This is a genomic window from Nocardioides sp. DN36 (assembly GCF_055380375.1).
Window position 1 is genome coordinate 1,983,289 of sequence record NZ_AP043823.1, and the last position, 16,857, is coordinate 2,000,145.

Annotated in this window: 16 protein-coding genes; 5 read left to right on the forward strand and 11 right to left on the reverse strand. The window is 72.1% G+C overall.

The genetic code is table 11. From position 1 onward, the window contains the following. Positions 1–35 precede the first annotated feature (35 nt). The gene (locus ACZ43H_RS10405; RefSeq protein WP_464590011.1) at positions 36–788 is read right to left on the reverse strand and encodes a class I SAM-dependent methyltransferase; all 753 of its coding nucleotides are present in this window, start codon (positions 786–788) and stop codon (positions 36–38) included. 71 nt (positions 789–859) lie between these two features. On the opposite strand from ACZ43H_RS10405, the gene ACZ43H_RS10410 reads away from it, so the two are divergent. Continuing rightward, the gene (locus ACZ43H_RS10410; protein WP_464590013.1) at positions 860–2,029 is read left to right on the forward strand and encodes a glycosyltransferase family 4 protein; all 1,170 of its coding nucleotides are present in this window, start codon (positions 860–862) and stop codon (positions 2,027–2,029) included. Between the two features lie 8 nt (positions 2,030–2,037). On the opposite strand, the gene ACZ43H_RS10415 is transcribed toward ACZ43H_RS10410, so the two are convergent. The 5 genes from ACZ43H_RS10415 to ACZ43H_RS10435 are packed head-to-tail and all read right to left on the reverse strand — an operon-like array spanning position 2,038 to position 6,978. Further along, positions 2,038–2,193, reverse strand: coding sequence for a hypothetical protein (locus tag ACZ43H_RS10415; RefSeq protein ID WP_379180080.1), 156 nt, complete (start codon positions 2,191–2,193; stop codon positions 2,038–2,040). A 31-nt stretch (positions 2,194–2,224) separates the two neighbouring features. Beyond that, positions 2,225–3,937, reverse strand: a complete 1,713-nt coding sequence (locus ACZ43H_RS10420) for an MmpA family trehalose lipid delivery protein (protein ID WP_464590015.1) — start codon at positions 3,935–3,937, stop codon at positions 2,225–2,227. A 52-nt stretch (positions 3,938–3,989) separates the two neighbouring features. Next, positions 3,990–4,745: a decaprenylphospho-beta-D-erythro-pentofuranosid-2-ulose 2-reductase gene (locus ACZ43H_RS10425; RefSeq protein WP_464590017.1), complete on the reverse strand. Its 756-nt coding sequence runs from the start codon at positions 4,743–4,745 to the stop codon at positions 3,990–3,992. 33 nt (positions 4,746–4,778) lie between these two features. Beyond that, positions 4,779–6,119, reverse strand: a complete 1,341-nt coding sequence (locus tag ACZ43H_RS10430) for an FAD-binding protein (RefSeq protein ID WP_464590019.1) — start codon at positions 6,117–6,119, stop codon at positions 4,779–4,781. After that, positions 6,112–6,978, reverse strand: a complete 867-nt coding sequence (locus tag ACZ43H_RS10435; RefSeq protein ID WP_464590021.1) for a decaprenyl-phosphate phosphoribosyltransferase — start codon at positions 6,976–6,978, stop codon at positions 6,112–6,114. Before ACZ43H_RS10435 ends, ACZ43H_RS10430 begins: the two co-directional genes overlap by 8 nt. A 108-nt stretch (positions 6,979–7,086) precedes the next feature. Between ACZ43H_RS10435 and ACZ43H_RS10440 the strand changes: the two genes are divergently transcribed. Next, positions 7,087–8,343 (forward strand): lipopolysaccharide biosynthesis protein, encoded by a 1,257-nt coding sequence (locus ACZ43H_RS10440; RefSeq protein WP_464590023.1) that lies wholly within the window; start codon positions 7,087–7,089, stop codon positions 8,341–8,343. Between the two features lie 36 nt (positions 8,344–8,379). On the opposite strand, the gene polA is transcribed toward ACZ43H_RS10440, so the two are convergent. Beyond that, positions 8,380–11,091 (reverse strand): DNA polymerase I, encoded by a 2,712-nt coding sequence (gene polA / locus ACZ43H_RS10445; RefSeq protein ID WP_464590025.1) that lies wholly within the window; start codon positions 11,089–11,091, stop codon positions 8,380–8,382. 66 nt (positions 11,092–11,157) lie between these two features. On the opposite strand from polA, the gene ACZ43H_RS10450 reads away from it, so the two are divergent. After that, on the forward strand, positions 11,158–11,613 hold the full coding sequence (locus tag ACZ43H_RS10450; RefSeq protein WP_464590027.1) for a PaaI family thioesterase: 456 nt from the start codon (positions 11,158–11,160) through the stop codon (positions 11,611–11,613). Between the two features lie 21 nt (positions 11,614–11,634). On the opposite strand, the gene ACZ43H_RS10455 is transcribed toward ACZ43H_RS10450, so the two are convergent. Beyond that, the gene (locus ACZ43H_RS10455; protein ID WP_464590029.1) at positions 11,635–12,225 is read right to left on the reverse strand and encodes a GNAT family N-acetyltransferase; all 591 of its coding nucleotides are present in this window, start codon (positions 12,223–12,225) and stop codon (positions 11,635–11,637) included. A 114-nt stretch (positions 12,226–12,339) separates the two neighbouring features. On the opposite strand from ACZ43H_RS10455, the gene ACZ43H_RS10460 reads away from it, so the two are divergent. Together ACZ43H_RS10460 and ACZ43H_RS10465 are read left to right on the forward strand one after the other, a co-directional pair. Further along, a complete protein-coding gene (locus ACZ43H_RS10460) occupies positions 12,340–13,086 on the forward strand; it encodes a DUF554 domain-containing protein (RefSeq protein WP_464590031.1) in 747 nt (248 codons plus the stop codon). A gap of 135 nt (positions 13,087–13,221) precedes the next feature. Further along, positions 13,222–14,574 (forward strand): ABC transporter substrate-binding protein, encoded by a 1,353-nt coding sequence (locus ACZ43H_RS10465; protein ID WP_464590033.1) that lies wholly within the window; start codon positions 13,222–13,224, stop codon positions 14,572–14,574. A 103-nt stretch (positions 14,575–14,677) separates the two neighbouring features. On the opposite strand, the gene ACZ43H_RS10470 is transcribed toward ACZ43H_RS10465, so the two are convergent. Genes ACZ43H_RS10470 through ACZ43H_RS10480 form a run of 3 tightly spaced genes read right to left on the reverse strand, consistent with a single transcriptional unit; the run spans position 14,678 to position 16,856 of the window. Continuing rightward, positions 14,678–15,106 (reverse strand): NUDIX domain-containing protein, encoded by a 429-nt coding sequence (locus tag ACZ43H_RS10470; protein ID WP_464590035.1) that lies wholly within the window; start codon positions 15,104–15,106, stop codon positions 14,678–14,680. A gap of 32 nt (positions 15,107–15,138) precedes the next feature. Continuing rightward, complete coding sequence (locus ACZ43H_RS10475) at positions 15,139–15,912, reverse strand: ABC transporter ATP-binding protein (RefSeq protein ID WP_464590037.1); 774 nt, start codon at positions 15,910–15,912, stop codon at positions 15,139–15,141. Beyond that, positions 15,909–16,856, reverse strand: a complete 948-nt coding sequence (locus tag ACZ43H_RS10480) for an ABC transporter ATP-binding protein (RefSeq protein WP_464590039.1) — start codon at positions 16,854–16,856, stop codon at positions 15,909–15,911. Before ACZ43H_RS10480 ends, ACZ43H_RS10475 begins: the two co-directional genes overlap by 4 nt. Position 16,857 lies beyond the last annotated feature (1 nt).

Consider the following 16,857-nt stretch of genomic DNA (forward strand, 5'->3'; position numbering starts at 1 on the left):
GGCCGACGCACGCGCCGGCCGTTCCTCCGGCCGGTTCACGCCTTGCGCACCACGATGACGAGGTTCCAGGTCACCAGCTCGCGCAGGAGCGGGACCCGGGTGAGCCAGTGGCTCCAGCGCGGGTTGTAGCGGGGCACGACGTCGAGGACCTCACCGGCGGTCTGCCGCCCGGCCCACGCGAGACCCGCCCGCACGGTGACCGGGAACAGCGACTCGCCGTACCTGTTCTTGGGCTCGTGGCCGTGCCGTGCGAGATAGCGCCGCCGGGCGAAGCGGCCGCCGAGGAAGTGCCAGGGGGCGGTCTCGTGGCCGCCCCAGGGCCCGAACCAGACGGTGTAGGAGATGAAGGCGACCCCACCGGGCCGGGTGACCCGCAGCATCTCGTCCGCCATCTGCCACGGGTCGGACACGTGCTCCAGCACGTTGGAGGAGTAGCAGAGGTCCACGCTCGCGTCGCGGAACGGCAGGTTCATCCCGTCGCCCACGACCGTGCCGGCGGCGATCGTGCCGGTGCCGGACAGCTCACCCACGTCGGCGTCGAGGGCCCAGTACTCCGCGCCCGCGGCCTCGAAGGCCGCGCGGAAGTAGCCGGGCCCTCCGCCCACGTCCAGGACCGTGCGCCCGGTCAGGTCGAGGTAGGTCGACAGCTGCCCGACCGAGTCCTCGGCGAGCGCCGAGTAGAACCGGTCGGGGTCGCTCTGCTCGACGCGGAAGTCGCCGAAGAGCCGGACCGACCGGCGCAGGTCCGGGGTCCACGCGCGCGGCGACGGCGTGGAGCGGGTGGGCATGGCGCAGACCCTATCCGAGCACCGGCGGGGTCCCGACGGCCTCATCGCCGACCCCGCGATAGCCTCGCCGGATGCCGACGCCGACGACCGACGCCCGCATGCTCGAGGGCCGGCACGTGGTCTTCCTCAGCTGGCGCGACACCGGCAACCCCGAGGGCGGCGGCGCGGAGCGCTACCTGGCCAAGGTCGCCGCCGGGCTGGTCGCCCGAGGCTGCCGGGTCACGGTCTTCAGCGCGGCGTACGCCGGCGGGGCGCCCGACGAGGTCGTCGACGGCGTCCGGCACGTGCGCCGCGGGTCGAAGCTCTCGGTCTACCTGCAGGGCATGCGCCTGCTGGCCACCCGCCGGTTCGGTCGGGTCGACGCCGTGGTGGACGTCCAGAACGGGCTGCCTTTCTTCGCCGCCGCGGTCACCCGGCGGCCGGTGATGGTGCTCGTGCACCACGTGCACCGCGAGCAGTGGCCGGTCGTCTACCCCGGGCTCACCGGACGTGTCGGCTGGTGGATCGAGAGCCGGTTCGCGCCGTACCTCTACCGCCGGTGCCAGTACGTCGTGGTGTCGCGGGCCACCCGGGAGGAGCTGCGCGGGCTCGGCGTGCACGGCCCCCGGGTCGCGGTCGTGCACAACGGCACCGACCCGGTGGTGGCCGTGCAGGCCCGCAAGAGCGCCCGCCCCACGGTGTGCGTGGTGGGGCGGCTGGTGCCGCACAAGCAGGTCGAGCACGCCGTGGACGCGGTCCTCGCCCTGCGTGCGGAGTTCCCGGACCTGTGCCTGCGGATCGTCGGCAGCGGCTGGTGGGACGCCGAGCTGCGCCGCTACGTGGCCGAGCGCGGAGCCGGCGACGCGGTGGTCTTCGAGGGTCACGTGTCCGAGGTCCGCAAGCAGGAGGTCTACGAGGAGTCCTGGGTGATGGCCCTGCCCTCGGTCAAGGAGGGGTGGGGCCTGGTCGTCGGCGAGGCCGCCGCGCACGGCACCCCCACCGTCGCCTACGCCAGCGCCGGCGGCACCCGTGAGTCGATCGCGCACGGCGTCTCGGGCCTGCTCGTGGACGACCAGCAGGCGTTCACCGACGCGATCGGGGAGCTGCTGCGCGACTCCCGACGCCGCAGCGAGCTCGCTGAGGGCGCGCGCCTGCACAGCGTGCGCTTCAGTTGGGGGCACTCACAGTCCGCGTTCGCCCACGTCGTCGCGTCCGCACTGCGGGGCGAGAGGGTCGACAGCCAGGACGCCGTCGAGGAGTGAGGTCGGACCTACTGGGTCGACCCGTAGTCCATCACCGGCTCGCTGACGTTGGCCGGCGAGTTGCTGGCTCCGTCGGTCTGCGACTCGATGACGCCGACCAGGGTCACGCCTGCCAGCGTGCCGCCGACGACCATGCCGACGACGGACAACAGGATTGGGTGCACGGTGGATCCTCCCTCTACGGGACGGAAAGTATCACCTCTGGGACCGAGAACCCGCTACGACGCGGGTTCTTCGCCAAGCGACGGTAACGATTCCGCCCAACGGCAGCAGCAGGAACGCTGCCCAGGCCGCGCCCGTCACGACATCCTTCGCCACCGAGGACGTCCGCCGGGCGACCGGCTCGTCGAGCCGCACCACCTCGAGGTCGGCGCCGTCGAGGAGCGTGGTGCCGGCGACGGGGGCGTCGTAGTCCCGGGTCGTGGCCACGTCGTGCTCGCGGACCACCAGGCCGACCCCGAGGTCCGCCAGCCGGCGGGACCGGGCCGCAGGGCCGGGCGCACGCAGCGCCGCGAGCACCTCGGGCACCCTCGGGTCCTCGCCGGCCAGCACGCGACCCGACACGCTCAGCTGGTCGCTGGCGAGGTAGTCGCGGGTGAGGTAGCGCCCGACCGGGTCGAGCACCTTGTGGCCACCGTTCCAGGCCGGCGCACGGTAGCTGGTGAACGGCAGCAGCAGCACGTCGCCCGGCGCCGCGCTGCTCGCGACGACAGCCCGGGCCCGTGCGTAGTCGGCCGGGTAGTCGACGGGCTCGAGCCGCCCGCCGAGCCCCCACGCCACGTCGGGCATCAGCGCCAGCGGGAGCAGCGCGCCGGCGATCCCGACGAGGACCCGCGGGCCCTGGTCGGGCCGCTTGGTCAGCCGCTCGGCGAGTCGTTCGGACGCCGCCGCCACCAGCACCGCGGTCAGCGGGGCGCACAGCGCGAGCATCCGGCCGCCGTCGCGCAGCAGTCCCCCACCGGGCACGTGGCTGGCGACCCAGCCGGTCGCACCGGGAGCGAGCCAGGTGACCACAGCCAGGGCGTAGCCGACCACCCACAGCGCGACGAGCGAGGCGGTGTCACGCCGCCCCAGCCGCCGGAGCGCGGGACGGGCGCCCGCCAGGGCGGCCACGACCAGCGCGAGGGTGGCCAGGATCGTGAGCAGCAGGCTCTGCCTCGAGCCCGGGACCACCTCGGCGTTCCAGATCCCGCCGAGGCTCAGCGCGGCCAGCGGCCCCGGGAGCGGTCCCTCATCGCCGAGGCCGAAGACCGAGCCGGCGCCCGTGGAGGTCGCCGTGGACAGGTGGAGCAGTCCGGCCACCACCCACGGGGCGTTCGCGGCGGCGCACAGCGCCACCAGGACCGCGCTCCGCCGCGGCGCACGACGCGAGACGCCGGACACCAGCAGCGCCAGCGAGGCGAGCAGCGCGGCGCTCGCGCTCAGGCTGCCCAGGGGCAGGAGCAGCAGCAGCGCCGGCGCGACGCGGGCGCCGCGCCGGTAGCGGGCACCCTCGACCAGCAGCCACGGCAGGACGGCGTACGCCAGCAGCACCGGCCAGTGCCCGATGGCGAGACGCTCGACCACGAACGGGTTCCAGACATAGACGCTGACGGCGACGCAGCCCGCCAGCGCACTCCGCTCGACCAGGCGCAGGATCCCCAGCCCGGCGAGCACCAGGCTGCCCACGAGCACCAGCTTCTGCAGCAGCATCCCGGGCACGACCTCGTCGAGCACCGCCACGACCGCGTCCGAGGGGACCGCGCGCGGCAGGGCGGTGCCGAGCCCCAGGAAGTCGGCGCGCAGCGCCAGGTCGGGCACCCACACCATGTCGTAGGTGAGCACGAAGCCCCGACCGAGCGCCGGCCCCAGCAGCAGCAGCGGGAGGACCACGGCCCAGGCGCGCGGCAGCATCCGCACGGGGTTCACGGCGTCCGACTCATGGTGTCCGACTCACTGGACCCGGCTCACAGTGCCCATCTCAAAGGGGCAGCCGACGGAACAGCGGCCGGGGGACGTGGCGCAGCCCCGACATCACGCCGCGCATCGCCCGCGGCACCCAGACCAGGTCGTCGCCGTGGGCCACGCCCGCGACCACCGCCTCGGCGACCTGCTCGGCCGTCACCGACAGCGGAGCCGGCGAGCGGCCCTCGGTCATCTTGGTCCGCACGAAGCCGGGCCGCACCACCAGAACCCGGGCACCGCTCCCCCGCAGCGCCTCCCCCAGGCCGAGGAAGAACCCGTCCATGCCGGCCTTGGTGGAGCCGTAGACGAAGTTGGAGCGGCGCACCCGCTCGCCGGCCACCGACGACAGCGCCACCACGACACCGTGGCCCTGGCGCCGCATCACCTCGGCCAGGCAGACCCCGACGCTCACCGCGCCTACGTAGTTGACCCGGGCCAGGGAGACCGCGGCGTCGTGGTCCTGCCAGGCCTGCTCCTCGTCACCGAGGAGGCCGAAGGCGACCACCGCCACGTCGATGTCCCGCTCGCGGGCGATGTCGTCGATCAGGCCGGGGTGCGCGTCGGTCTGCTCGGCGTCGAAGTCGACGGCGTCCACGGTCAGGCCCAGGGCGCGGACGCCCGCGACCGCCTCGTCGCGGCGCGGTCCCGGCCGCGCGGCGAGCACGACGTGGGGCCGGCAGGTGCGCGCCCAGGCGGCCACGACCGCCTGCGCGATGTCGCTGGTCCCGCCGAGGAGCAGCACCGTCTGCGGCTGTCCGAGCGCGTTGATCATCGTCTCTCCCTCATCGAGGCCACATCCACCGGGTCACAGCTCCAGCCGCCGGGACAGGTCCGAGCGGAACACGCCGGCCGGGTCGACGCGTCGGCGTACGTCCCGGAAGTCGTCGAGGCGGGGGTACATCCGGCCCAGCCGCTCCGGCGCCAGCCGCGCGTCCTTGGCCAGGTAGACCCGCCCGCCCGCCGTCACCACCAGCTCGTCGAGATGGTCGAGGAGCCCGGTCAGCGCCGGGTGCGCGGGCAGGTCGAGGGCGAGGGTCCACCCCGCCATCGGGAACGACAGCAGACCGGGGTTGCCCGGCCCGAAGCGCTTGAGGACCGAGAGGAACGACGCGTGCCCCTGCTCGGTGATCCGCTCGAGGACCCGCGCCATGACGTCCTCGGCGTCGTCCGGCACGACGCACTGGTACTGCACGAAGCCGCGCGGGCCGTAGAGGCGGTTCCAGCCCCCGACCCCGTCCAGCGGGTGGAAGAAGGTCGACAGCGACTGGATCTCGCCGGTGCGGTGCTCCGGCGCCTTGCGGAACCAGAGCTCGTTGAACGCGCGCACCGTGAGGGGCCGGACCAGCCCGCCGGGCAGGTGCTGCGGCGCCGCCAGCCGGGGCGCCCGGGGCGTCGCGAGGGGTCGGCGCGCCGCACCCCCGCCCAGCTGCTCGCGAGTCGCGTGCTCGCCCTGGGACAGGACCGAGCGGCCGAGGTGGCGACCTCGGGCGAGGGTGTCGATCCAGGCCACCGAGTAGGTGTGGTCGGCGTCGGTCTCGCGCATCGCCGCCATCGTCGCGCGAAGGTCGGGGAGCCGGGTCGTCGTCACCGAGACGTACGACGTCTCCACGGGGATCGTCCGCAGCGCGGCCCGGGTGATCACCCCGGTGAGGCCCAGGCCGCCGACCGTCGCCCAGAAGAGCTCGCCGTCCGTGTCGGGCCCGACCCGGCGGGTCTCCCCGTCCGCGGTGACCAGCTCGAGCCAGTCGACGTGCTGACCGAAGCTGCCGACGACGTGGTGGCTCTTGCCGTGCACGTCGCACGCGATCGCCCCGCCGACGGTGACGTAGCGGGTCCCCGGCGTGACCGGGAGGAAGCGGCCGTGCGGCAGCAGCACGGTCATCAGGTCGTGCAGGCTGGTGCCGGCCGCAGCGACCACGACGCCCGTCGCGGCGTCCACGTCCACCGGCCCCGTGACCGGGAGGAGCACGGCGCCCCCGGCGTTCTGGGCCGGGTCGCCGTAGGAGCGGCCCAGGCCGCGGGCGATCAGTCCCCGGGACCCGGCCGCGCGCACCACCGCAGGAACGCCGCCTTCCTCGGCCGAGACCACCTCGGCCACCGTGGGCGCGGTGCCGCCCCAGCCGGAGAGCGCGCGGTGCTCAGACATCGACGACCCCCAGGGTCAGCAGCACCAGCCAGGTGAGGCCGATCGCCTGCAGCAGCCGGTCGCCCCAGACGATGTCCTCGGGCTCGGCGGCCTCACCCGCGTCGATGTCGACGGCGTACCGCAGCAGGCCCACGACGAACGGGACGATGGAGAGCGTGTGCCAGGGCACCTGCGAGCTGCCGGAGTTCTCGAACGCCCACAGGCAGTACGACATCGTGGTCGCGGCCGCCGCGATGCTCCAGACGAACCGCAGGTAGGTGTCGGTGTAGCGCACCAGGGAGCGGCGCGTGCCCGCCTCGCTGCCGAGGGTGTGCAGCTCGGAGTAGCGCTTGCCCGCCACCATGAACAGCGAGCCGAAGCCGGCGACCAGGAGGAACCAGTCGGAGATCGGCAGCCCCGCCGCCAGACCACCGGCGACCGCGCGCATCAGGAACCCGCCGGTCACCAGGGTGATGTCGAGGACCGGCTCGTGCTTGAGCCAGAAGGAGTAGAGCGCCTGCGCGGCCAGGTAGGCGACCAGCAGGACCCCGAGCTCCCACCGGGTCGCGAAGGCGGCGGCGAGGGAGAGGACCGCCAGGCAGCCGGCGACCGCCAGCGCCGTCGGCACGCCGAGCTGACCGGCCGCGATCGGGCGGTGGCGCTTGCGCGGATGCAGGCGGTCCGCCGCCACGTCGGCGCAGTCGTTGACGAGGTAGATCGCCGACGACGCCAGGCAGAACGCCACGAACGCGACCAGGGTCGCCGTCAGGACGTCGGCGTCGGTGACCTGCCCCGCCGCGAGGGGTGCTGCGACCACGAGGAGGTTCTTGGTCCACTGCTTCGGCCGCATCGACCGGAGCACGGCACCAGGGAGAGTCACCCGCGGAGTCTAAGAGACGGTCGTCGCCGCAGCCCGCTCCCCGCCGGGACACTCCGAGGAAGGCGGCGGGGCAGACCTGCGTGTCCGGTCGCCCACTACGCTCCACCCGTGGTTTCCCGATCCGGCCGTCTGGCCACCTTGCTGGGCGGGGGCGGATCGATCGCGGTCGCGATGGGCATCATGAACGTCGCGACCTACGGCTTCACGATGGTCGCCGCCCGCCTGCTCGGCCCGCCCGCGTACGGCGCGCTCGCGGGCCTGATGGCCACGCTGCTGGTGGTCACGGTGCTCCAGCTGGGGCTCCAGGCCACCGCGGCCCGACGGATCTCCGCCGATCCCGACCACGTGGCGCAGATCGAGCGCACCATCCTGGGCGTCACCTACCGAGCGGCGCTCGCGCTCGCGGTGCTGCTCCTGGTCCTCACCCCCCTCATCAACCGGCTGCTGCGGCTCGACAGCCTGCCCACCGCCGCCCTGGTGGCCCTGACCTCGATCCCGTTCACGATCATGGGCGGCCAGGCCGGGATCCTGCAGGGCGAGCGCCGGTGGTGGCAGCTGTCGGTGCTCTACGTGCTCAGCGGCGTGCCGCGGCTGGTGATCGGCACGGCGCTGATCTGGTGGTCCCCCACCGAGACCAACGCCCTCATCGGCACCGCGCTAGGCGCGGTGGCACCCGTCCTCGCCGGCTGGTGGTTCCTGCGCCGGGAGCGGGAGCCCGGGGTCAGCAGCGAGCTGCACGGCTTCCGGTCGGTGATGATCGAGACGTTCCGCAACTCCCAGGTGCTGCTCGCGTTCTTCGCCCTGTCCAACGTCGACGTGATCGTGGCGCGCAACGTGCTGCCCGAGCACGACGCGGGCCTGTACGCCGGCGGCCTGATCCTCACCAAGGCCGTGCTGTTCCTGCCGCAGTTCGTCGTCGTCGTGGCGTTCCCGTCGATGTCGACGATCGCCGAGCGACGCCAGGCGCTGACCACCAGCCTGGGCGTCGTCGCCGGGATCGGCATCGCCGTCACGCTGGGTGCCGCCGCGCTGCCGCGGCTGGCTCTGGTCTTCGTCGGCGGCGCGGACTACACCGAGATCACCGACAACCTCGCGGTCTTCGCGGTGCTCGGCACGGTGCTGTCGATGCTGCAGCTGCTGGTCTACTCCGTGCTGGCCCGCCAGGCGCACCGGTCGGTGCTGCTGGTCTGGCTCGCGCTGGTGGCCCTGGTGGTGCTGGGGCTGCTCACCACGGAGTTCGAGCAGCTGCTCACCGTCGTGATCCTCGTCGACGCCACGCTGTTCGTCGTCCTGCTGGCGCTCGGCCTGCGCCGCACCGGCACGGAGCCGGCCGCGGTCGAGCCGCCGCTGGGCCCGGCCGGCTGACCCGGGCCCCGGTCGGGCCGCGCCCCTCGGCGTGGGTCAGTGCGCGGCCTCGTGCCAGCTGTGACCGGTGCCGACCGAGACGTCCAGCGGCACGGCGAGGTCGGCGGCGGCGCCCATCTCGCGGCGTACCAGTGTCTCGAGCGGCTCCCGCTCCCCCGGCGCGACCTCGAGCACGAGCTCGTCGTGGACCTGGAGCAGCATGCGGGAGCGCAGCCCAGCTTCCTCGATCGCGCGCTGGACGTTGAGCATCGCCACCTTGATCAGGTCGGCGGCCGACCCCTGGATCGGCGCGTTGAGCGCCATCCGCTCGGCCATCTCGCGCCGCTGCCGGTTGTCGCTGGTCAGGTCCGGAAGGTAGCGCCGGCGACCCCAGATGGTCTCGGTGAAGCCGGAGCGGCGCGCCTCGTCCACGACGCCGGCGAGGTAGTCGCGCACCCCGCCGAAGGTCTGGAAGTACTCGTCCATCAGGCCGCGCGCCTCGCTCGGCTCGATCCGCAGCTGCTGGCTCAGGCCGAAGGCGGACAGGCCGTAGGCGAGCCCGTAGTTCATCGCCTTGATCTTGGCGCGCATCTCGACGTTGACCTCGTCGGGCGGCACGTCGAAGACCCGGGCGGCGGTGATCGAGTGGAAGTCCTGGCCGGACCGGAACGCCTCGATGAGGAGCGCGTCCTCGGAGAGGTGGGCCATGATCCGCATCTCGATCTGGCTGTAGTCGGCGGTCATCAGCGACTCGTAGCCCGCGCCCACGACGAAGCCTTCCCGGATGCGTCGTCCCTCCTCGGTGCGGATCGGGATGTTCTGCAGGTTGGGATCGGTGCTGGAGAGGCGACCGGTGGCGGCGATCGTCTGGTTGAAGGTGGTGTGGATGCGGCCGTCCTCGGCGACGGTCTTGAGCAGCCCCTCGATCGTCTGCCGCAGCCGGGTGACGTCGCGGTGCCGCAGCAGGGCGAGCAGGAACGGGTGCTCGGTCTTCTCGTAGAGCTGCTGCAGCGCGTCGGCGTCGGTGGTCCAGCCGGTCTTGGTGCGCTTGGTCTTCGGCATGTCGAGCTCGTCGAACAGCACCACCTGCAGCTGCTTGGGCGAGCCGAGGTTGATCTCCTTGCCGATCACGGCGAACGCGTCGTCCGCGGCCATCTTGACCTCGCCCGCGAAGTGGCTCTCGAGGCTCTCGAGGTGGTCGGTGTCGACCGCGATGCCGGTGCGCTCGAGCTGGGCCAGCAGGTGCACCAGCGGCAGCTCGATGTCGGCCAGCAGGCGCGCACCGCCGTGCGCCTCGATCGCGTCGTCGAGTGCCTCGGCGAGGTCGAGCACCGCCCGGGCGTGCAGCATCGAGGTGTCGGCGGCTCCGGTGTCGGCACCGTCGAGGGTGTCGAAGCTGAGCTGGCCGCTGTCCTGGGACTCCTGCTTCAGCTCGCGCTTGAGGTAGCGCAGCGTCAGGTCGGCGAGGTCGTAGGAGCGCTGGTCGGGCCGGACCAGGTAGGCCGCGAGCGCGGTGTCGGAGACCAGTCCGTCGAGCGGCCAGCCCCGCGCCGAGAGCGCCAGCATCGGGCCCTTCGCGTCGTGGAGCACCTTGGCGGCCGCGGCGTCCGCGAACCAGCCGGCGACCGCGGTGTCGTCCTCGGGCGTGATCTCGGCCGCGTCGAACCAGGCGGCGGTGCCGTCCTGGGCCGCGAGGGCGACCGACCAGACCTCACCGGTGCCGGCGCGCCAGGTGCCCTGCACGGTCACGCCCGTACGCCGGTCGCCCGGCGCGGCGTGCTCGGCCAGCCAGGCGGCCACCTCGCCCGAGCCGAGCCGGGCGCCGACCATCTCGAAGCCGGAGTCGTCGATCTCCTCCTCGGACTGGAGCGTCTCGAAGAGGCGGTCGCGCAGCACCCGGAACTCGAGGCTGTCGAAGAGCGTGTGGACCTCCTGCCGGTCCCAGGGGCGGACCGCGAGGTCGGTCGGGTGCAGCTCGAGGTCGAGGTCGCGGACCAGGGCGTTGAGCCGGCGGTTGCGGATCACGTCGCCGAGGTGGGCCCGCAGGTTGTCACCGGCCTTGCCCTTGATCTGGTCGGCGTGGGTGATCACGTTGTCGAGGCCGTCGAACTGGGCGATCCACTTCGCCGCCGTCTTCGGCCCCACCCCCGGCACGCCGGGCAGGTTGTCGGAGTCCTCGCCCACCAGCGCGGCGAGCTCGGGGTAGCGGTGCGGTGGGACGCCGTACTTCGTCTCGACCGCCTCGGGCGTCATCCGCGACAGGTCGGACACACCACGCATCGGGTAGAGCACCGTCGAGTGGTCGGTCACCAGCTGGAGGCTGTCGCGGTCGCCGGTCAGGATGAGCACGTCGAGGTCGGCGGCGAGCGCCTCGGTGACCAGGGTCGCGATGATGTCGTCGGCCTCGTAGCCCTCCTTCTTCAGGAAGGGGATGTGCAGCGCGTCGAGGACCTCCTCGATCAGCGGCAGCTGGCTCTTGAACTCGTCGGGGGTCTTGTTGCGCTTGGCCTTGTAGTCCGGGTACTCGTCCATCCGGAAGCCCTGGCGCGAGACGTCGAACGCGACCGCGACATGGGTCGGCTGCTCGTCGCGCAGCACGTTGATGAGCATCGAGGTGAAGCCGTAGACGGCGTTCGTGTGCTGCCCCGTGGTCGTCGAGAAGTTCTCCACCGGCAGCGCGAAGAACGCCCGGTAGGCCAGCGAGTGGCCGTCGAGGAGCAGCAGGCGTGGGCGGTCGGTGGCGGTCGGGGTGGCGGCGAGCTCAGGCACGGCGCGACTCTATCCGGCGGCGGGGACGGCCCCCGGGGCGGCAACGGCGTGCGCCACAATGGCGCCATGACCGACCCCGCCACCACGTCCGCGCCCGGCGACACCACCGTCGCCGAGTACCTCTCCTCCATGCCCGAGGGCATGGGCAGCCTCAACGAGCGGATGGGCATCGAGCTCGTGGAGGTCTCGGCCGAGCGGGTCGTGGGCACCATGCCCGTCGAGGGCAACACCCAGCCCTACGGACTGCTGCACGGCGGCGCCTCGGTGGTGCTCGCCGAGACCCTGGGCTCGGTGGGCTCGGCCGCGCACGCGCACCCCGACCGGCTCTCGGTCGGCGTCGACATCAACGCCACCCACCACCGCTCTGCCCGCTCGGGCACCGTCACGGGTGTGGCCACGGCGGTGCACCTCGGGCGCAGCACGGCGACCTACGAGGTGGTCATCTCCGACGAGGAGGGGCGCCGGGTCTGCACGTCGCGGATCACCTGCGCGCTGATCCCCCGGGAGAAGCTCACCCGCTGAGGGGCTCGACCGAGGACGGGCTCAGCCGGTGGCGTCGCCCACGGTGGAGGACTGGTTGCGGCGCATCGAGCGTCGCGCGGCCAGCACCTGCGTGAGCTGACGGCCGCCGTGGCGGTGCGCGGTGGCCGGCCGCTGCGCGGTGAGCTTGGAGCGTACGGCGTGGGTCGTCGCCACCCGCAGCACCGCCTGCGGTCCCAGCGCGAGCCGGGCCATGAACCGGTTGGCGTCGCGCGAGCCGGCCGCGGCCGCGGTCGCGACGTGACCGATCCCCCGGTCCTCGGCGAAGGCCACCGCCGAGTCCATCAGCGCCCGGCCGACGCCGTGGCGGCGGTACTGGGGGAAGACGTGGGGCGAGACCGCGAGCACGGTCGGCTCGAGGTTCAGCGGCGTCATCGTCGTGACCTGCAGGTGGACGGCGCCGGCGACCTCGCCGTCGTACTCGGCGACCACGATCCGCTCGGTCGGCGACGCGGCGGCACGCTCGATGATCGTCACCAGGTCAGCCAGCTGCTCCTCGCGGTCGACCCGTCGCAGCACCTCGGTCCACAGCTCGGTGAGCAGGGGTGCGTCGGACGGCAGTGCGCAGCGCAGCGCCACCAGTGAGCGGGTCATCTCGTCAGCCTTTCAGGCCGTCGTGCCGGGGGTGGTCGCGCCGCTCGGTCCCCCGCGGCGCGACTCCAAAGGGCGAGACTACGCTCAGGGTCCCCGACCTGTCAGAGGAGTCCCGTGTTCCCCGGTATCGGCACCGTCGTGAACGTCCTCACCGTCCTCGTCGGGGCCACCGCCGGGGTCCTGCTCGGCAACCGACTGCCGGTGCGCACCCGCGACGTCGTGACCGATGCGCTCGGGCTCGTCACCCTGCTGATCGCCGGCACGTCCGCGATGGTGGTGCTCGACGGCGACCTCTCCGACGCGGTCGGGTCGAGCGCCCCGATGCTGGTGGTGCTGGGCTCCCTGCTGGTCGGCGGGATCGCCGGCTCGCTGCTGCGCCTCGAGGAGCGGGTGGAGCGGTTCGGCGGCTGGCTGCAGCGACGACTGTCCGGCGAGGCCGGGTCGGTGGAGCGGCACCGGTTCATCGAGGGCTTCGTGACCGCTTCCCTGTTGTTCTGCACGGGCCCGCTCACCATCCTGGGCTCGCTCAACGACGGGCTCGGCAACGGGGCGGACCAGCTGTTCCTCAAGGCGGTCCTCGACGGCTTCGCGGCGATCGCCTTCGCTGCGTCCTTCGGCTGGGGGGTCGCGGCCAGCGTCGTGACCGTGGTGACCGTGCAGGGCAGCCTCACCGTGGTGGGCTTCCTGCTCGGCGACGTGCTGCCCGCGCCGCACCTCGCCGCGCTGACCGCCACCGGGGGCCTGCTGCTGGTCGGCGTGGCCCTCCGGCTGCTGCGGGTGCGGGAGATCCCCGTGGCCGACCTGCTTCCGGCGCTGGTCGTCGCCCCCTTTTTCGTGCAGTTTGCGGCCTGGATCCATTGAGGTAACGGTTCGGTCACGACAGGGTGCCCTGTGACCCGGCACACTCCAGCCGCACCTACCGTGGCATCGCCTGCCCAACCTCTCGGGGACGGGCTGCGGAGAAGTGCACCTCCACGCGACAGAAAGGTTCACCCCGTGAATCGATCCACCAACGCCACCTGGCTCAGGGTGATGGCCGGCACCGCCGCGCTCAGCTTCGCCCTGACCGCCTGTGGCTCCGACGACTCCGGCGACACCAACGCCTCGGACAAGACGTCCTCGTCCTCGTCCGAGTCGGCCTCCTCGAGCGACAAGTTCACCAACGACAAGTGCTCCGGCAGCCAGACCAGCGCCGACGCGCTGCGGGTCGGCGGCATCCTGCCGCTCACCGGAAACCTCGCGTTCCTCGGTCCCCCGGAGGTCGCGGGCGTGGGCCTGGCCGTGTCGGACATCAACGCCGCGGGCGGCGTCGACGGCGCCAAGGCCTGCCACGACATCCAGGACTCCGGTGACTCGACCGACATGTCGGTCTCCACCTCCTCGGCCGGCACCCTCATCGCCAACAAGCCGTCGGTCGTCATCGGTGCCGCGTCCTCGAGCGTGTCGCTGAACGTCGTCGACACCTTCGCCGACAACAAGATCGTCGAGGTCTCCCCCGCGAACACCGCGGTGGACCTGAGCGGCTACTCGCCGTACTACTTCCGCACCGCCCCGCCGGACGGCATCCAGGGCAACGCGCTCGGCACCCTGATCAGCACCGACGGCTACCAGAAGGTTGCCTTCCTGGTGTTCAACGACACCTACGGCACCGGCCTGCGCAACGCCGTCGAGGAGACCATCACGGGCTCCGGCGGCGAGTGCGTCTACGGCTGCAAGGGTGACGGCGACGAGTTCCCGGCCGGCCAGACGACGTTCTCGTCCGAGGTCAGCGCGGCGCTCGCGTCCAAGCCCGACGCCATCGTGGTGCTCGCGTTCGACGAGACCAAGCAGATCGTGCCCGAGCTCGCCTCGCAGGGCTGGGACATGTCGAAGACCTACTTCTCCGACGGCAACACGGCTGACTACAGCTCGACGTTCGAGAAGGGCACCCTCGAGGGCGCCCAGGGCACCATCCCCGGCGCCGACCCCGACGCCGCGTTCAAGGATCGCCTCAGCGGGTGGGCCGAGGTCGGCGAGGGCAAGCCGCTCACCGACTACGCCTACGGTGCCGAGTCCTACGACGCCACCATCCTCGCCGCGCTCGCCGCGGTGAAGGGCGGCGGGACCGACTCCGAGACCATCCAGAAGAACTACGCGGCGGTCTCCGGCGCGACCGGTGGCGAGGAGTGCAAGACCTACGCCGACTGCCTCGACCTGCTCAAGGCAGGCAAGGAGATCCGGTACGCCGGCCCGTCGGGCATCGGTCCGATCAACGACAAGAACGACCCGTCCTCGGCGTTCATCGGCATCTACACCTTCAACGGCGACAACAAGAACGAGCTGAGCAACTCGGTCGAGGGATCCTCCTGACCCGCACGCTCGTCTGACTGACACACACACCAGTCGGGCCCCGGACCTCACGGTCCGGGGCCCTTCTGCGTGCGGCCGGCGGCTCGGTGGCGCGCCCAGCCCTTCAGGCGAGAGGGCGCAGCGATGCGTACGTCCGCGACTCGAGGAACGCGGGCACGAAGTACGCAGCAGAGCCGCCGAGAGCGAGACCCGCGATCGCCTCGGGCGCCAGGAACACGATCTGGCGACCCTCGCCGACCGCGACGTCCTCGTCCGTGGCGTCGGTGGGGGCGGTCCAGAGGAAGTAGTGGTTGGGCTCGGCGAATGGGTAGCTCCACGTCGTCTCACGCCAGAGCTGCAGACCTCGCGTCAGGACGAGTCCCGTCTCCTCGGCGAGCTCCCGGTGAGCAGCCTGCTCGGGATCCTCACCTGCCTCCACCTGTCCGCCGACCATGCCCCAGGTGTCGGGTGCGACGGGGGCATGCTCATCGCGCTCCTGGAGCAGCAGCCTCCCTCGCGCGTCGACCAGCAGCACGACGGACAGGCGTTTCACCGCTCCGACCTCCTGGGACCTGACTGGGCGGCTCAGTGCTTGGGGTGCTCCTCCTCGACGTCCTTGGCCAGCGTGCCGAGGTAGAGCTCGATGACCTTGGGGTCGTTGGCGAGCTCGCGGCCGGTGCCGGTGTAGGCGTCGCGGCCCTGGTCCAGGACGTAGCCCCGGTCGCAGATCTGCAGGCACCGACGGGCGTTCTGCTCGACCATGACCACGCAGACGCCGGTCTTGTTGATCCGGCGGGTGCGCAGGAAGGTCTCGTCCTGGCGCACCGGCGACAGGCCGGCGGACGGCTCGTCGAGCAGCAGCACCGACGGCTCCATCATCAGCGCCCGCGCCATCGCCAGCGACTGGCGCTCGCCCCCGGACAGGGCGCCGGCGCTCTGGTTGCGCCGGTCGTGCAGGACCGGGAAGAGGTCCCACATGGCGGCCAGCCGCTCGGAGACCTTCTTCGGGCGCAGGAACAGGCCCATCCGGAGGTTCTCCTCGATGGAGAGCGACGGGAAGACGTTGTTGGTCTGCGGCACGAAGCCGACGCCCATCTCCACCAGCTGGTTGGTGCGCAGGTTGGTGATGTCGCGGTCCCCCAGCATGACGGTGCCGGAGTGCACCTTCACCAGGCCGAACATGGCCTTGAGGAGGGTGGACTTGCCGGCTCCGTTGGGGCCGATGATCCCGATCATCTCGCCGGGGTAGGCGACCAGGCTGCAGCCGTTGAGGATGTTGACGCCGGGGAGGTAGCCCGCCACGACGTCCTTCGCCTCGACGACCGCCTTCTGGTTGCCCGGCAGGGGCTCTGCACTCACTGGGACTCCTCCTCGCGCTCGGCGGCCACTTGCGCCTCGAGCTCCTCCATGACCTCGTCGCTGAGCAGCGCGTCGTCGCCCAGGTCGGTGTCGTGGTGGGCGCCGAGGTAGGCGTCGATCACGGCCGTGTCGGACATGACCGAGTCGGCCGGACCCTCCGCCACCAGCCGCCCCTCGGCCATCACGTTGACCCAGTCCGAGATGTGCCGGACGACGTGCATGTCGTGCTCGACGAAGAGCACGGTCATGCCCTCGTCGCGCAGGCTCTGGATGTGCCCGAGGAGCGACTGGGTGAGCGCGGGGTTCACGCCCGCCATCGGCTCGTCGAGCATGATCATCTTCGGGTCGCTCATCAGGGCCCGGGCCATCTCGAGGAGCTTGCGCTGGCCGCCGGACAGGCTGCCGGCGTAGTCGTCCTTCTTCTCCAGCAGCTTGAAGCGCGCGAGCAGCTCCTTGGCCTTCTCCTCGATCTCGCGCTCCTGGCGGCTCCACAGGGGCCGGAAGACGCACTTGAGGAGGTTCTCCCCCGCCTGGTCCTGGGCGCCGAGCATCATGTTGTCCATCACCGTCATCCGGCTCAACGCCTTCGTGAGCTGGAAGGTGCGGACCATGCCGGCCTTGGCGACGCTCGAGGCGGACGTCTTGTCCAGCTTCGAGCCGTCGAAGGACCAGTGGGCCCCGGTCTTCGCCGACGTCGGCCGGTCGAACCCGGTGATCAGGTTGAAGAACGTCGTCTTGCCGGCACCGTTGGGGCCGATCAGGGCGGTGATGATGCCGCGCTGGACCTCGAGGTGCTCGACGTCCACCGCAGTCATGCCGCCGAACTGGCGGACGATCTTGTCGACCACCAGGATCGGGTCGGGCTTGGCCGCCCCGGGCGAGGTGTCGACCCCGGACATCAGAAGACGGCGTGCCTCCGGGTCGGACAGGTCGGACCTGCTCACC

Coding starts and splice junctions, on each gene's coding strand:
- ACZ43H_RS10455 (WP_464590029.1), bottom strand. CDS start 12,225: ATGACCCGCTCACTGGTGGCGCTGCGCTGCGCACTGCCGTCCGACGCA.
- ACZ43H_RS10450 (WP_464590027.1), top strand. CDS start 11,158: ATGACCGACCCCGCCACCACGTCCGCGCCCGGCGACACCACCGTCGCC.
- ACZ43H_RS10425 (WP_464590017.1), bottom strand. CDS start 4,745: ATGATCAACGCGCTCGGACAGCCGCAGACGGTGCTGCTCCTCGGCGGG.
- ACZ43H_RS10430 (WP_464590019.1), bottom strand. CDS start 6,119: ATGTCTGAGCACCGCGCGCTCTCCGGCTGGGGCGGCACCGCGCCCACG.
- ACZ43H_RS10410 (WP_464590013.1), top strand. CDS start 860: ATGCCGACGCCGACGACCGACGCCCGCATGCTCGAGGGCCGGCACGTG.
- ACZ43H_RS10405 (WP_464590011.1), bottom strand. CDS start 788: ATGCCCACCCGCTCCACGCCGTCGCCGCGCGCGTGGACCCCGGACCTG.